General features: G+C 58.5%; 12 protein-coding genes and 3 pseudogenes. 2 read left to right on the forward strand and 13 right to left on the reverse strand.

All coding sequences use genetic code 11. From position 1 onward, the window contains the following. Positions 1 to 18 precede the first annotated feature (18 nt). The 7 genes from E4S61_RS14880 to E4S61_RS14910 all read right to left on the reverse strand — a co-directional run bounded on the left by E4S61_RS14880 (position 19) and on the right by E4S61_RS14910 (position 6,649). On the reverse strand, positions 19 to 777 hold the full coding sequence (locus E4S61_RS14880) for a CoA-transferase subunit beta (protein ID WP_135304763.1): 759 nt from the start codon (positions 775 to 777) through the stop codon (positions 19 to 21). Further along, complete coding sequence (locus E4S61_RS14885) at positions 774 to 1,796, reverse strand: CoA transferase subunit A (protein ID WP_135304764.1); 1,023 nt, start codon at positions 1,794 to 1,796, stop codon at positions 774 to 776. Before E4S61_RS14885 ends, E4S61_RS14880 begins: the two co-directional genes overlap by 4 nt. Next, a complete protein-coding gene (locus E4S61_RS14890) occupies positions 1,793 to 2,188 on the reverse strand; it encodes a Zn-ribbon domain-containing OB-fold protein (protein WP_135304765.1) in 396 nt (131 codons plus the stop codon). Before E4S61_RS14890 ends, E4S61_RS14885 begins: the two co-directional genes overlap by 4 nt. Beyond that, positions 2,185 to 3,354: a thiolase domain-containing protein gene (locus E4S61_RS14895; protein WP_135304766.1), complete on the reverse strand. Its 1,170-nt coding sequence runs from the start codon at positions 3,352 to 3,354 to the stop codon at positions 2,185 to 2,187. Before E4S61_RS14895 ends, E4S61_RS14890 begins: the two co-directional genes overlap by 4 nt. Positions 3,355 to 3,671: 317 nt before the next feature. Further along, entirely contained in the window at positions 3,672 to 5,186 is a 1,515-nt protein-coding gene (locus tag E4S61_RS14900; RefSeq protein WP_135304767.1) for a sodium:solute symporter family transporter, read from the reverse strand. Then, positions 5,183 to 5,686 (reverse strand): hypothetical protein, encoded by a 504-nt coding sequence (locus E4S61_RS14905; protein ID WP_135304768.1) that lies wholly within the window; start codon positions 5,684 to 5,686, stop codon positions 5,183 to 5,185. The genes E4S61_RS14900 and E4S61_RS14905 overlap by 4 nt, the downstream gene beginning before the upstream one ends. 90 nt (positions 5,687 to 5,776) lie before the next feature. Continuing rightward, the gene (locus E4S61_RS14910) at positions 5,777 to 6,649 is read right to left on the reverse strand and encodes an SDR family NAD(P)-dependent oxidoreductase (RefSeq protein ID WP_135304769.1); all 873 of its coding nucleotides are present in this window, start codon (positions 6,647 to 6,649) and stop codon (positions 5,777 to 5,779) included. A 1,326-nt stretch (positions 6,650 to 7,975) separates the two neighbouring features. Here E4S61_RS14910 and E4S61_RS14915 point away from each other — a divergent pair. Continuing rightward, positions 7,976 to 9,319, forward strand: a pseudogene (locus E4S61_RS14915) (RNA-guided endonuclease InsQ/TnpB family protein). Between the two features lie 48 nt (positions 9,320 to 9,367). Here E4S61_RS14915 and E4S61_RS14920 read toward each other — a convergent pair. The 6 genes and pseudogenes from E4S61_RS14920 to E4S61_RS14945 form a co-directional block, all read right to left on the reverse strand. Then, positions 9,368 to 9,657: pseudogene (locus E4S61_RS14920) on the reverse strand (ion transporter); the annotation flags it as partial. A 289-nt stretch (positions 9,658 to 9,946) separates the two neighbouring features. Beyond that, a pseudogene (locus tag E4S61_RS14925) lies at positions 9,947 to 10,473 on the reverse strand (zinc ribbon domain-containing protein); the annotation flags it as partial. An 872-nt stretch (positions 10,474 to 11,345) separates the two neighbouring features. Further along, positions 11,346 to 12,116: an IclR family transcriptional regulator gene (locus tag E4S61_RS14930; RefSeq protein ID WP_167768517.1), complete on the reverse strand. Its 771-nt coding sequence runs from the start codon at positions 12,114 to 12,116 to the stop codon at positions 11,346 to 11,348. 165 nt (positions 12,117 to 12,281) lie between these two features. After that, positions 12,282 to 12,863: a VOC family protein gene (locus E4S61_RS14935; protein WP_135304771.1), complete on the reverse strand. Its 582-nt coding sequence runs from the start codon at positions 12,861 to 12,863 to the stop codon at positions 12,282 to 12,284. A 54-nt stretch (positions 12,864 to 12,917) separates the two neighbouring features. Next, on the reverse strand, positions 12,918 to 13,796 hold the full coding sequence (locus E4S61_RS14940; protein WP_135304772.1) for a DMT family transporter: 879 nt from the start codon (positions 13,794 to 13,796) through the stop codon (positions 12,918 to 12,920). A gap of 15 nt (positions 13,797 to 13,811) precedes the next feature. Next, complete coding sequence (locus E4S61_RS14945; protein WP_209309509.1) at positions 13,812 to 14,639, reverse strand: aspartate dehydrogenase; 828 nt, start codon at positions 14,637 to 14,639, stop codon at positions 13,812 to 13,814. A 114-nt stretch (positions 14,640 to 14,753) separates the two neighbouring features. Between E4S61_RS14945 and E4S61_RS14950 the strand changes: the two genes are divergently transcribed. Next, entirely contained in the window at positions 14,754 to 15,815 is a 1,062-nt protein-coding gene (locus E4S61_RS14950; RefSeq protein WP_209309510.1) for a M29 family metallopeptidase, read from the forward strand. Positions 15,816 to 15,915: the final 100 nt, after the last annotated feature.

Raw genomic sequence — 15,915 nt, forward strand, 5'->3', positions numbered from 1 at the left:
AGTCACGCCAAGGACTATTCAGCGAATGACGCCGCGTGGATCGATCTCGTCGCGCAGGAGCCGCAACTGTTCCGCGGTCGGTTCCGGACTCCGATCGTACTCGCCGACGTGAATCTGGAAGCTGCTTTCCTCGTTGATCATCGTCTCTTCGACACCCGGATGTAAGAACTCGAGTGCCAGCTCCCGGTTGTCGTTGAAGCCGTAAACGCCATACTGGGTGATGACGTGGCTCGGCCCGGTCTCGGCAGGTAGCCCAGCCTCTTCGCGTGCGTCCGGTCCCTCGAGGTAGCCCGGCGTGGTGCGAAAGTCAAGCTCCTCTACGAAGCTCGTCTCGTCTTGGCGCATCGTGACGATTGTTTCGTTGGCGAGCGACCCGATGTCGTTTGCACCGCCGCTGCCCGGGAACCGGACGGTCGGACGCTCCCAGTCGCCAATGACCGTCGAGTTGAGGTTGCCACGGCGGTCGATCTGTGCGGCCCCGAGAAAGCCGTAGTCGACGAAGCCGGCGCTCATGTAGGACATGACGTCGTGCATCCCGGCGGCTTTCACGCCCCTGTGGAAGGTCCGCTCGTCGCCGACCGAAATCGGCAGTTCTGGCGCTTCTGGGCCGATGCCGCCGGCCTCGTAGATCATGGTCACATCGGGCGCATGCGTTCGCTGTGCGAGCATTGCCGCAAGCATCGGCATTCCCGTCCCGACGATGATTGTACTCTCGTCTTCGATGAGGCTCGCAGCGACGGTCGTCAGCAGTTCGGTCGACGTATACTCCTCGCTCATGCCTGCTCACCCCCTTCGGGGCCGCCCGCGTCCGGGCGGTCGTAGTTCTCGATTGCTTCGAGATCGGCAAGTCGCTCCCCGCCACCGATAGCCTCGAGATACTCTTCGAAGTCCTCAGTTCCGGTGACGTAGCGCTCGAGGTACTCCTCGATGCCTTCTTCGGTCGTTGTGAGGTCCATCCACTCCTCGAGGTGGTCTTCGTCGAAGTAGTACCGGTAGGGCATCTCACCGGGGTGGCTCCCGTAGGGCGCCTCGACGACCGCATCGACGAGGAAATAGGGGATTTCGACGTCTTTGGACCGCCCCCGGAGTTCGTCGCTGTCGACGATTTCCTCAGCGGTGATAATCAGGCGTTTCGCTGCTCCTGCAAGTTCCGGGTCCTCGACGCTGATGCCGTCGATGACCGCGTTGCCATACTTGTCGGCTTTCGAGACGTGGATGCAGACGGCATCGGGGTAACAGGCGGGCACGAGCGTGATCGGGTCGCCGGTCCAGGGTGCTTCGACGATCTTCGCTGCACTCTTCTCGAAGGTCTCCGTCCCCGCGAGGATTCGAGCAGGGACGAAGGGGACGCCCATCTTCGCGGCGAGAAACCGCCACTGCAGAGTCGCGTTGCTCGCTTCGGCAACGACTTCGACGTCGCCCTCTTCGACTCGCCGGCGGCCTGCAGGGGCGAGTCCACGAGTTTCGTGGGCGAAACAGTAGGCGGCTTCGACTTTTGAGACCGCACCCGCTGCGATCAGCAGATCGGCGTCGAAGACGGTCGTCTTCCCCGAGAGTGTCAAGTTCTCAATGTCCTGCCTGACAATCTCGTGGAGAATCGGCGTCGAGATTCGGACGTGGCCAAAGCCGCCGCTGGCGAGGAGGTCGCCGTCGTCGACGAATCGCTCGACCGCCTCCCTTGCGGACATCCGTTTGTCCTCGAACGCACGCGAGCGCTTTTCGCGGTTCCATTTTCTGACATCGTCGGGGTGTTCCCAGCCGACGAGTTCGCCGTTTCCTTCGTCGATGACGTTCATTGATCACTCACCTCGCCTACGGGACGAAACGCGACAAACCGCTTGCCGCTTGTCTCCGCCTCGAGCACCGTCGCCTCGACTTCGAGGCGGGTCTCGACAGCTTCAGGGTTGGTTCCGGTGACCCGCCCCGTCAGCGCCACGGGGCCGAACTTGGCGATCGCGATCGCGTAGGGGGCGTCCGCTCCGAAATCGGGATGGGGAACGCGGATGACCGTTTTCGATTCGACCGTCCCGGTTTCCGGAAGCGGTTTGCGCTCGAGGTCGGCTGCTGCCCCCGCCATAGCCGGCGGGACCAGTGCCCGCCCGTCGCAACGGAGGTAGTAGCCCTCGCCGGCCTCGAGTGCGTCGAGCCAGGCGTCGTAGCCGGTCTCGCGGGCTCTCTCAACGCTCATCTCGCCACCTCCAGGACGTGGACAGCGGCAGTTGCGACCGTCCCACCCGCATTGTGGGTCACGCCGACCTCCGCATCGGGAACTGCGTCGGCGTTCGGGTGAGTTCCAGCGAGCAGTTTGGTTAGCTCGACGAGCTGGCCGACGCCCGTCGCACCGACGGGATGGCCCTTCGCTTTCAGCCCGCCGGAGAGGTTGATCGGCAGCTGTCCGTCGTGGGCCGTTTCCCCATCGCGGGCTGCCGTGATCGCTTCGCCGGGCTCGTAAAAGCCCAGTGCCTCGAGTGCGAGCACTTCGGCGATTGTAAAGCAGTCGTGGACCTCGGCAACGTCAATGTCGTCAGCGGTCACATCGGCGCCGCTGTAGGCGGCCTGCGCAGCCGATTCGGCCGCTTTCGTCCGCGTCAGGTCCCCGCGTTCTTGCAGGGACAGTGAGTCCGTCCCGCGTCCGGAGCCGGTGATTGCGACTGCGGGCCCGAGGTCGTGTTCGGCCGCGTACTCGCCCGAGACAAGGACGGCCGCCGCAGCTCCATCGGAGATTGGACAGGCATCGAGCAAACCGAGCGGATCAGCGACCTGTGGTGCCTCGAGGACGTCTGTGACGTCAATCTCGTCGTGGAACTGTGCGTTCGGGTTGGTCGCCGCGTTCTCGTGGTTTTTCACGGCGATGTGTGCAAGGTCTTCATGCGTGCCGCCGAACCGCTCCATGTAGGCGTCCGCGAGCAATGCGTACGCCCCGGGGAACGTCAGGCCGGGACGCCCCTCGTGGAGTTCGTCTGCGGCCCGTGCGAGTGCTGCCGTCGTCTCAGCGGTCTCGAGGTTTGTCATTCGTTCGAGCCCGCCGACGAGGACGACATCGGCCGCGCCGCTCTCGATCGCTTGGACACCGTCGGCGACGGCGTAGCCACCGGAGGCACACGCGTTCTCGACGCGTGTCGCCTCAAGACCTGTCGTCCCGAGCCCGGCAGCCATCAGCGGGGCTTGATGACTCTGTCTCTCTGCGACCTCGCCCATATAGTTGCCGTAGTAGAGGGCATCGATGTCCGAACCCGGTACGGCGCTTTCTGCGAGTGCGCTCGATCGCGCCTCGGCGAACAGTTCCCGGCCAGTTCGGCCGGCATGGTCGCCGAACCTGGTCGCACCGACACCAGCTATCAGTATCTCTGGCATTACTGGAGAAAAGGGTCTCTAGCGGCGAAAACCGGCGGGTTGATATGTATACCAACCCGTGATCGCAGGCGCGAACATACGATGACGGACTGGGAGACGGAGTAGTCAGAACGTCTTGGACTGTCGATTGCAATCATCAACTGATTGCTCCGACAGCCGTCGTGGGGTGTCTCGAAAATGGGGTACAGCCGCGCCGAGAGACAGCGAGGCGGGCGGTCAGCGGGGAGCCGCCTATATTTTCAAGAAGAGAACGATCAGGTTGATCACCAGCATTGCAACGAAGCCGACGAGCCAGAGTTTCATGTCTTTCACCTCCGTTAGAGTTTGAAGATGGGTTTGACGTGCTCCGGGACGTTTTCGCCGCTGGCTCCGTCAGTCAGGTACGAGACGAAGATCGTCACGGAGATCGAAACAGCGATCGCGATGAAGTAAAAGTCCATCCCGATCGGGAACGAGTACCCGAGCTGTGTCGCAGTCAGCAGCGTGATGTTGAGCAGGAGTGCGGAGGCGAGGCCGGCAATGACGCCCTCTCGGCTTGCACCCTTCCAGAGCAGGCCGACGACCACAGCGGGGATCGTTCCACTGACGAACGTTCCCCAGCCGAAGGTGCCAAGGATCGCGACGAGGTGGCCGCCGTACAGGCCGAAGATCACCGCGCCGACGCCGACAACGAGGACTGCGACCCGACCCAGCCACGTTTCCCGCCGTTCGGAGAACTCCCAGCCCATCGCCCGCACGAGGTCACGGGCGATCGCGCCGGAGGCGACCGACAGGAAGAACGCGGCGGTGGACATGATCGCAGCGACCAGCCCCGCGTAGATGATCATTTGCAGGACGATGTGCAACCGTTCGACGAACTCGAAGGCAGCCATGTCAGGATCCGCAAGCGGTTCAACCGTCCCGGAGGCGACCAGATAGAGCGCAATGATGCCGATGAGCAACCAGAGGAGACTCCCGACGGCATAGGTGACGCCACTGACGAGGCCGACGGTTCGCAGTCCCTTCGGATTGTTGATCGAGAACATCCTTTGGAGAACCTGAGGCTGGCCCATGACGCCGATACTGAAGACGATCGGCCAGATCAACAACAGACCGGGAGCGGAACCTTCAGCGAGCCCCCAACCATCGAGCATCTGAGGAGTAAAGGCCTTTGTCACGTCTTCGCCCGTGAGTTCGCCGGCCTCGATAACGGTCATGGTCGTGTTCTCCATCCCACCGGCGATCTGGAAGAACCCGACGATGACACCGACGACGCCGATGAGCATCACCGCACCTGTGTACGCCCCTGCAAGCTGGGCCGACGCCATCCCACCGACGGCAACGTAGACGATGATCAGACCGAACACGAGCCAGACGGCGGTCTCCATCGAGATTCCGAGGATCACCGAGAGGACGTAGCCGCCGCCAGCGACCTGCGAGGCGAGGTAGGCCCAACACGCGATAAAGAGGATCACCGCGAGTATCCCCCGGATCGCGCCGCTGTTAAATCGCTCGTCGGCAATGTCCCCGAGCGTGCCAATATTGGCGACATCGGCCATCCCGCGAACGCGCTTGCCGACGATCCAGTAGGCCATCGCGAACCCGAGGCCGCTGGCGAAGGTCATCCACAGCGAAGACGTGCCCATCTTATAGACCAGCCCCGGGCCACCGATAAACCCGAAGGCGCTCATAATCCCGGACATACTCGCGAGGGTGATGACCGCCGCACCGAACATCTTCGTCGCGCCATAAAACTCGTCAGAGGAGTCGATCAGGCGCTGGCTATACAGGCCGACAGCGAACACCGAGAGGATAAACAGCGCGACGAAACCGGGAACGAGCACGTTGCTCATTGACTAGACACCTCCACGGACTCGTCGACATCCTGTGTCTCGCTTTCCGTGTTCACCTGCTCGACTTCCTCGAGGAATCGGTTCCACTCCTCGTCCGGCAGGAAGTGTGTCCGGAAGTAAATCCCGTAGGCAAGCGTGACTGTCATGAACCCGCCAATCCAGTAGAGCCAGTAGACGGCGGCGAAGGACGGATGCATGCCGGTAATCAGAAAATCCGGAGAGGTGCCTGCAAACGCATTCGAGTAGTACTCGGTCAGAGCGAACGCCGATAGTTGGAGGCCCGTCCAGATGCCGAGGGGATAGACGAGCAGCTTCGTCGAAATCGTCCCGTTGGAACTCGCACCGATGACGAACCACGGCACGAAGAGAAACACCGAGACGAGCAAGGCGCCGAACCAGCGGCCGACCAGCCCGAGCGCGAGCACAGCCGTCCACAGGACACCGCTTGCGAGCATCAGCTCCGAGGTCATTCCCTCGATGTCGACCTCGCCATCTAACATGTCTCTGTCCTCTTGACGGTCGGCTCGCGGCCCCGATTCTCGCGTTCCGGTTCGCGCTGTCGCATCCACATTGTGTGTTCCATGTGTACATCACTCGTACGTGTTCACGAAGCCGCCGTCCCACAGCAGGTCGTCACCGTTAAGATGCTTCCCGTGACGTGAAAGGCCAAACGCGAACAGGTTGCCGGCCTCGACCGGCGTCATCATTTCAGAGGCCCGTGCCTGCCCGAGCATCACGTCCTCGACGACCTCTCGTTCAGTGATACCGCGCTCTTCGGCCGTATCCGCGATTTGATCTAGGACGAGCGGTGTCTTGACGTAGCCCGTACTCACCGAGAACGCACGGATATCTCCGTCACCCTCAGCCGCAGTCGATTTGGTCAGCCCTCGAAGGCCGAACTTCATCGTGTTGTAGGCGACCTTATCACGGGTCACGTAGTGGCCATGGACGGACGCCATGTTGGCAATCGCTCCGACGCCGTCGTCGGCCTCTCGGATGTGGGGGAGCGCCAGTTTCGTGAGATACATCGGCGCACGGAGCATCACCCGGTAGAGGAGATCGAACGTCTCCATTGGGAACGACTCGATCGGCGAGATATGCTGGATGCCGGCGATGTTGACGACATACCGGAGCTGTCCCGCATCGGCGGCCGTCTCGACGAGCGCTTTAATCTCGGCATCCTCAGTGAGATCACAGACGACCGTCTCGAGGGCACCCTCGACCGCAAGGTCATCCGCTTTGTCCGCCGTCTCGTCGAGTCCGTCTTCATCAGCGTCAGTCGCAATCGTCGTCAAGCCGTTTGCCGCCAAGACGAGCGCCGTCGCACGGCCGATTCCCGAAGCCGCGCCGGTCACAATTGCCACGTTTTCGCTGGTAAACCGTGGATCATCGAGGTGATGGATCGATTCGGCGGTGATCTCAGGTGGATCGATACTGTCGCGAGTGTCGGCTTCCCTACTCATACGACTCAAGAGACGAACGGTGACCGGTTCAAACGGCAGGTTGATATGTAATCACCGCCGCCGCGCGGTTTTGATAGCCGTCGGACAGAGCCGGTCGAGAACAGTCATACGGTCTGCTGTACTGAGGTACCGGTGCAACCGCAGGGCAGTCACGGTTACACCAGAACGTTGGGCGGCGACCGTCCGATCGCACGCCCAGCGCTCCTTCACGGACTTGATGACCGTCCACCGGATATGGAACTCAATGATTCAATGATTCAGTGACTCACTGAATGTTTCAGTAATATGGAAGACACTGGAGATTACGTGTCGTCGACTGTTTCTCTGGTGCTGGCTGGCCGAGACAAAGACATCCTTTTTTGACCCGCGCCGGCGAACTCAGTATTGGTCGGTTGGTTCCCGGCCGAATAGTGCTCGAAGGGCACTCATCCTGCTGCGTTCCATGCTATACCATGGGGCGCAGCTTCATCTCATCATAGCCGTCCTGATACCCGAAGCGAGTACCAGCTCGACAGGGTCAGCCCTGCAGGTCGTCCCACGTCTCTCGACAGTTCTCGCAGAGCTGGCCAGCAAACCCATCGATATCGTACCGCTCAGTATGGGTGTCTTCGCCACACCGTCCACATTTCATGAGTATCCCCAGACAGTCCAACGGGAAATATTTCCTGCAATAGTCGTCCGGCGACAGACCACAGGTGTTCCATCGAGTCCCGTGATTCGATTATGGCCGTCTCGACGGCCGCAGCGTCGCTCGATTGCTCGTGGCTACAGACCCGGTTACTGAGATCTTCCTGATCGCTCTCGTCTGCAGATGTCAAGTTCTGCGTGTTTCGACAGGGTCATGTATTATATCCGTCGCCAATGACAGGCATGCCCAGGCTGGCAGAGCGTCTGCCTGACCGGTCTCACGCCGAGTAATCTAAGGCGTCGACGGCTGCGGTCTCCGGATCCATCAAACCCTCGGGGAGTCGTTCGACCGCGTTGTATCTGTGATGACGAGCTCTTTCTCGCCCTTGTACTCGTCGACCAACGCGTTCTTGACCCAGTTCTACTCCCATGTTCGAGCGTTGGCAGGAGATCGCTCACCCAAAAAATAAGGACGACACGGATACGGTGTATCATGGGAATTGAGGTCGATTGTGTCCGTCGCTATCTTGAATCAGCGAGAGAATCCCGCCGTTCACGGCGGGCGTGAATCGCGTTCACTCCGATGAGAAACCGCCTTGTTACTGCTGGCCTTGAGTCTCCAATGAGGCTGACCGGGTTCTACTTTCACTGTAGTAGGCTGACGTTCAAGACAAGAGCGAACGTATGCGGGAATGGCTAATGAAGCGCACCAACATGTTCGCTGTGCGACCGCTCTCTGGTGATGGAGAGCAGGTGCTACGGGACTTGTTGGACGCTTCTGCCGCTCTCTGGAACGAGATCAATTACCAGCGCCTCATGCGCTACAACGACGAAGACGGTTTCGGTGGTGACGTGTGGGACGCCGATACAGGCTGACTCGAAGGGAAATACAAAGGCGTTCTCGGCGCGTCCACCGCCCAAACTGTACGGCGAGCAAACAGCGAAGCGTGGCGCGGGTTCTTCGAGAATAAGAAAGCGTATCACGATGAGTCAAACACGTCGGTCACGGAACACCCGGAACCGCCGGGCTTCCGTGGTAATGAGGACGATGGACGTGTTCTCAAAGGCGTCGTCCGAAAAGACGCGTACAGCGTTGAGTGGGGCGACCGCTCCCGACTTGAGATTGTCGTCGGAGAAGAACTCCGGGACAGGCACAACAGTCCGAAAAGTCGTCTCCGGCTGGAAATCGTTGGCGACCCGAGCTGGCCTGACTACGAGGACCAAAGCCGTCTCGAACTGTGGTACGACGAGACTGACAGCACCTTCCGAGCTTCACAACCTGTGACTGTTTCTGACGATGTACGGGACACTCCACTGGCCGACGAAACGGCCGCTCTGGACATTGGTGCAAACAATCTCGTCGCCTGTACCACTACGACTGGCGAGCAATATCTGTACGAAGGACGTGAGTTGTTCCAGCGGTTCCGCGACACCACGCGAGAAATCGCCCGACTCCAATCTCTGTTGGAGGGAGGTCGATACAGTAGCCACCGTATCCGCCGTCTGTACGACCGGCGAACAAAACGGCGTGACCACGCTCAAGATGCACTCACCCGTGACCTCATCGAACGCCTGTACGATGAAGGCGTTTCGACGGTGTACGTTGGAGCGTTGACGGACGTGCTGGACACGCATTGGTCGGTGGAGACGAACGCGAAAACGCACAACTTCTGGGCGTTCAAGAAGTTCATTAAGCGACTGGTCTGTACCGCTGAGGAATACGGTATGTCGGTGGAAGTACGGTCGGAAGCGTGGACCAGCCAAGAGTGTCCGCAGTGCGGTTCGACAGACCAGACGACACGGCATCAGGACACGCTCGCCTGTCCGTGTGGATTCGAGGGCCACGCCGACCTTACAGTGTCAGAGACGCTTCTTCGGCGGCAGACGACGGTAACACGGTCGATGGCACGGCCCGTGCGGTTCGAGTGGGACGACCACGACTGGTCGGGGATATCACACCCTCATGAAAGTCCCAAAGAACAGCGCACAGACCCGAGTACCGCCCACCATGGCGGGAATATTGCTTCCGGGGAATCGGCATAGCCGAGACTCCCACGGAGGAAACCGCGCCGTTTACGGCGTGGAGGATGTCATTGTGTAGGGATTGGTGGCCTCCCCGAGACGGTTTGTCGCGCCGTAGAGTCGCAATACGTATTCGACTAGAAATACGCCAGCGATGACGACCTCCAGACGCCATAGCCACGCGTCGGTCGCTGCAGAGTGGGGATAGTCTCGACGACAAACACCGCGATGAACAGGAGATTCAGCGACAGCAGTGCGATGTCGATGGCTTTCCCGACCGGTGTCTTGTGATCGAGCAGGTAGAATCGTACGACCTCGCGGAGGGTGAGATTTGGTGGACGCGAAGACTGCGAAACCATGTTACGTCACTAGGGTCCACGGTATTAGAGGAACGTGTCAGTACATCGCCCTGAGTGGTTTGCGCGAATTTTTTAAAACCCAGGATCGGGCGCACAAGCGCGCTGTATACAGCACACCCTTAACTGGATGTCCTCGCCCTTCAGGTCGGGGAGATGTCAACCCGAGATGGCTGCCCATCGGGACCCACAGATTCCGGTGAGTACGTAGGCGATCCCCCAACCAAGCCCAGCGAGAGCTGACTTGACATCCACCCACGACTGAAGTCGTGGGATTCCTCTCGTGGGTGTCTCAGTCGTTCTGAGCCTCTCCGAGAGCGATATTCCCGCGTGTAGCGGTACTCTGGTCTATGTACTCCTCGTTGGCCGTTGTCTCCACCGCGATAGAGGGCGGGCTGTGGTCTTCCCGCCAACTGTGATTGTTCCACTTGAGGTACACGGGTCGTGCCATCGACCCAACCGTGTTGTTCTGCTGTCTCAGGAACGATTCCGATGCTACGAGGTCAGCATGCCCTTCGAATCCACATGGACATGTTAACCAATCCTCGTGACGAACTGTCTCCTCACGCTCACCACATTCAGGACACTCCTGACTCGTCCACGCCTCAGACTCTTCTTCGACCGTGATGCCGTATTCTTCGCATACGTCTTCGAGACGGTTGATGAATCGTCGGTACGCCCAGAAGTTGTGCGTCTTCTCGTTCACACGAGGCGACCAGTGAGTCGAGAGAACATCCTTGATGTCGCCCACGTACAGCGTCGAGATGCCTTCGTCTACAGGCGTTCTACAAGGTCTCGGACAAGACCGTCTTGAGCGTGGACAACGGCTCTTCCTCCTCTTTCTCATTAGCGTTGGTCATGCATTTGTCCACGAGCTAGCGCAACTTCACTCTTCAGCGAGCGCCCATCGCGCTGGCTCAACTGGCCCGACATATTGAGGCTTTGCTTGTGTCTTTCCTGCCGCTGGCGATAGTAACAACGCTCGCGTACATGGCGACTGTACACTAGGTACAGATTGGCACTCGGGGTACTAACAATATAACGGGGTGTCTAACCGATGCGCTAACTTTCCATCCGCGTGTAATGCAATCATTGATTCACTGATTCAATAACCCAGTGATTTTCAATCGTTCAAGGATTTGTCTGTACCCTGTTTTGATATTAAAAGTGCGGTACTCACGGCTAATAACTTCCAGACACTCGTCAGAGAGGCAAATTTATAACTCATAGTTGGCCAATTGAATTCTAGATACCGATTTTCTTATACAGATAGCAGATATCTACAGTTATATGCACTGTTGATGGGCTCTATGGGCTCCTATACATATAGTAGTCAAGCCACCACTTGGTGATATCTCTATCCTTTAGAGAATGTACCTAGGTAGGTCAAAATGATACTGAAACCAATGCTTGTGGGTAGACAGGGACACATACTGGATACACAACAAAGAGAGTGGCACTATTGGGGATAACATGTGTATGTCTGTTATATGAGTATGCAACTTCAGATGGATCCCGTACTATCACACGCCTTGAGTACCGTGATCGAAGTAGCAAGCAGAACAAAGTGACCACCCAAAACGAGATGGTTGGGGTTATATTCACGCGGTGAGTCTCCAACGAAGACAAAGATGGAACTGCTAGCGTCATCCAGCATTACAGAACGCACTATGTTCTGCATCGTTGGATCCTCACTCCGAACCATAGCTGAGGTTGAGCTCGAGTTCACTTGCTAGACCCTGCAGTAACTGGATTATGTCCTCTGATTTGTCATTGATCCGGTGTGAGGGACCAGCGACGCTCATCGACCCCAGTAACTGGTCGCGGTTGATACGTACCGGAACAGCAATGGCGTGGAGTCCACGAACGTGCTCGGCCTTATCGTACGCGTATCCTTGTTCTCTAATGTGATCTAGCTCCTCGAAGAGGTCCTCTCTGGTCGTGATCGTCTGGTGGGTCTTTGGTGGGAGGCCATGCCGGTTGATTATCTCCTCGACGGTCGCATCGGACATGTGTGCAAGAACGGTTTTCCCCGACGTCACGTGGTGCAAATACGCCCGCGTACCCAGACGCGTACGCGTCTCGACAGCCTGCTGTCCGGCTTCGCGGATGATGAAGATGCCTCGTCCGTGATCCTCAACTAAGTACTGGCAGAGTTCTCCAGTTTGAGCGGCGGCGGCACTGACTTTTTGCTTGATTTCGTCGTACCCTTCCCGTCGCTCCAGTGCATGGCCTGCATGGTCTAAGAATCGGAGTCCGAGTTCGTACGTGTCGCCGTCTTTCTTTACATATTCGTATTTTCGCAGAACTGTGAGATGGTTGTGAACGGTGCTCTTCGAGATGTCGAGGCTCTCTGCTAATTCTGTAATCCCTGCTCCCTTGCGGTCTTGCAACTCCTGTAGCACCTCCAGCATCGTCGCAGGCGATTTGATCGGCAGGTCCTGTTTGTTATTCTTTGTCATAGTTGGTAATCCATCATCGTGAGTATAAGTGTTTTGCATTATAGAACATGATCCGAAACAGCATGAGAAAATATTCCGTCAAAAAGAGGCAGTAGCAACTACCTCAAGGTGCCAAACCGGGACGATTAGTGTCTCACCGAGGAAAAGCGTCGATACTGAGGGTCGTTACTGATCTTTTAACTCTGCCGAGTTGCCCCAGACGTTCCAGGTTTCGGGCTCTTGGGGCCATTGGCGAGCTGGCCGACCGCCGACTTCCGGTGCGTCTTCCATGTCTGCCGTCAGTTCGATCGGGTAGCCGTCCGGGTCGGGGAAATACAGAAAGATGTTGTTTCCAGGGCCGTGTCGGCCTGGGCCGCGATAAATTGGATGTCCGCGTTCTTTCAGTCCTTCTTCGGCGGCTTTGATAGCGTCGTAATCCGGGACTTCAAAGGCGATATGGTAGATCGGCCCCGTCGTCGGCAACATTGGCGGTCCGTCCGCAGGGAGATCCTCCTCGAAGTCGTGAAGGTCTAACTCGCGCTCACCGCGTTCTTCGAGCGTTTCGAGTTCCGCCTCGGACATCTGCGTAATGTTCATTTCGTGGTGCTGGGACTCCGCCGCGACGCTGGGAGTCCTGAGAAACGCAACTCGATCCCCGATACGGTCCGAAACTTCCATATTCAGCACGTCTCGGTAGAATTCGATGGTGCGTTCAATGTCTCGTACTTTGATGGCTATGTGGTCTAAACCCATGTTCTCAACGACCATACGATTCAAAAGATATGCTCCCACAATATATATCTATCGGTGAATCATACGCTGTCATGTTACGACTGACAGAAGCGACACGCCACCGACGATACAGCAGGTCCCAACGATGACTCGCCTCGTGAATAGTTCGCCGTCACGAGCAACCAGATATGTGATAGCGAGCGCGAACAGTGGAGACGTGTTGAGGATCGGCGTGACGATGACGACCTGGCCGAGTTGGAGCGCGCTATAGAGACATACCAGTCCGATACTGGACGCGATTCCGGCCGGAACGAAATATACGAGGCTCGGGTCGCGTACCGATAGTTGGTCCGCAGACGACGTGAAGAGTAGATAGCCACAGACGAGGAGCCAAGAGGTCGTCAGGTTCACAGCCGCGCCGAGAGCCGGCAGCGGGACCAAGTCTAATCCGAGATCACGGAGAATCTGTGTCCCGCCGTAGAAGGCCGCGCCGAGTATGGGGTACAGAATATCTGTTCGCTTATACTGTCGGGTCTCACCTCCCCGGACTGTCGAGAGAAGTATGCCGCCGCCAATTACCAGTAGTATCCCGACCAGTCCAACGGAACTGATAGATTCCTCGAGCACGAGCACCGCTAAGATAACGGCAACGACAGGGTTCGAATTGCTGATCGGCACGCTGAGATTCACGCCGACCCGCTGAATGCCGATGTAGTTACAGAGCCGTCCGAGTGCCGGAGCGAACACGCCCGCGAGGATGAAGTAACGCAGTGCCCAGAGGTCGAGCGAGACATCGTAGTAGAGCAAGGTCCCGGCCCAGAGGACGAGAATATTGACGGTTAAGGTGACGACCAGCGCGACCAGCGGTGTCGAGCGTTCGACCCCGAAGCGAACGAGCGTCGCGGAGGTTGCGAAGGTCGCCGCCGTACCGAGTGCGAGCAGTATCGGGAGGGAAGCATCGAGCGTCACGGAAATCGGCCCGAGTCACGTCCCCACGCGGAGAGTCGCCGTCATCTCGCGCAGCGTTTCTATCGCAGACAGCGCGGCGAGATAGCTAGTCTTCGGATTGGTCGGCGAGGCAACGTTCTGGACTTCCGTCTCAATACGTCCAGCACTGCCGCTTGCTTCGATTCGATGCACGTTATTCTCTTTGGCTGGGTCCGCCACTATCGTGACGGTCGTCTCGGTGACACCGATACCGGCCAGTGATAGCGCGGCCGCGACGTTGATGTTCGACGGGAACGCATCTGCGGCTGCAGCTGCATCCCCCTCGAAGACGGTCGTTGGTTCGGTGAGCGCCGAGAGGTCGATATCGTTCTCCCCGATGTAGGGCGCCCCTTCGAGTCCCGCCGGTGGCTTCGTCGTCGAGAGTGTGACGTCCTCTAGTTCGCCGGTCACCGCACTCGCCTTTATCGCGTCAAGACCGGCAATCGCACCGGACGGGACGTGAATAGACGCATCCGTTCGTTCCGCTGCCGCGAGGAGTGCTGATCGACGCTCGTTGTCGACAAGCGCGCCGACTGAGAGGAGCATGAGGTCACATTCGGCATCGAGAACGCGCTTGCCATGTTCGGCAACGGCGGGGTGTCCGGCTGTCTCAACGACTAAATCGACGGCCGACGCCAATGCTGTGACGGAATCAGCGAGAGTAGGCTCTTCTGACGGAGCGAACGCCGAGATAGTGTCTGTCGCTCGTTCCGGGTGGCGGTCGTATACTGCGCCGAGTCGCGCATCAATCGTTCCGTCGGCGATCGCGGCGGCAATTTCAGACCCGATGGTTCCACAGCCGAGAATACCGATTGTCAGTTGCACGTCTCTATCGGTGGGATAGACATACAAAAATTATTTGTTGCTACACTGTTTTGGTAATATATTCTATATTATGGGAAAGGTATTTGTATCTCCACTCGGAAGTCGCTATTGCTCATGGAAGAAGCAGGTTTGCTAGTGCCGCTGTTCCGGCGACAGATGGAGCACTGCCAAGTGACCGACGACGAGACGGTAGCGCTCGTCACAGATGTAAAGAGTAACCGAGAATACGTGGGTGCCAGTTTTGCTGCGGCCCAGGACCTCGGTGCGGACATCTTCGAGGTACAGGTTCCGGAGTACGGACGCAACTCCGTGGGACCGGAGATGTCGGACGGACAGGGCGGCACGCTTCGCCTCCCCGAAGGCCCGGTCGAGGCGTGTAAGAACGCCGATATGGTGTTCGATTTCACCCTCGAAGGGTTCATCCACGTTCCGGAGCGGGGCGAAATCCGCGACGCTGGGACTCGAATCCTCCGTGTCGGTGCCCGGGAACCGTTCTACCTCCGGAAGCTGATGCCGTGGACGGAAGAAGAAGCGCAGGAAGTCAAAGAGACCGTCCAGAAGCACAGCGAACTACTTGCCAGTAGTGACGAGATGCGGATCACGTCCGAGTACGGCACAGACGTGACGATGGAAGTCGACGCAGACACGGCCTTTGACTCCTATGGGTTCGTCGACAAACCCGGCAAGTGGGACGTCTGGGGACAGAACATGGTGTCCAACTACCCGTCGAACGTGGAAGGGACCATCGTCATTGCACCCGGCGACTACAACGTCGTGCCGTTCGCCGACTACGTCAACTCCGCCGTTGAGTGCGTCGTTGAGGACAACTACATCGTCGATATCAACGGTGAGGGCGGCGACGCTGAGCTGATGCGGGGTCACATGGAGAGTTACGACGACCGCGACGTCTTCGCCACCAGTCACTTCGGCTGGGGTCTCAACCCCAACGGTGAGTTCTACAACATGGCGCTGCACGACAGAAAGCCCGACGAGACCGGCGTCAGCGCGAGTGAGGGGCGGGTCTGGTCCGGTAACATGCTGTGGAGTACCGGCCCGAACACGCACATCGACCGATACGCGCCGTGTCACTACGACATCGCACAGAAGAACTGTAGTGTCTACCTCGACGGTGAACCTGTCGTCGTCGAGGGCGACGTCGTGTCCGATGCTGTCTGAGAGACGATTCAGCACGGTTTAGGCTACTGACGGCAATACAGAAGCGGTCGGTTCTGTCCCCGCGACTGCTGTTTCTTTTTTGCTGGAGAAATTGGGCGAC

The organism is Haloarcula amylovorans, assembly GCF_004681185.1.
In the GTDB taxonomy this organism is placed as follows: domain Archaea; phylum Halobacteriota; class Halobacteria; order Halobacteriales; family Haloarculaceae; genus Haloarcula; species Haloarcula amylovorans.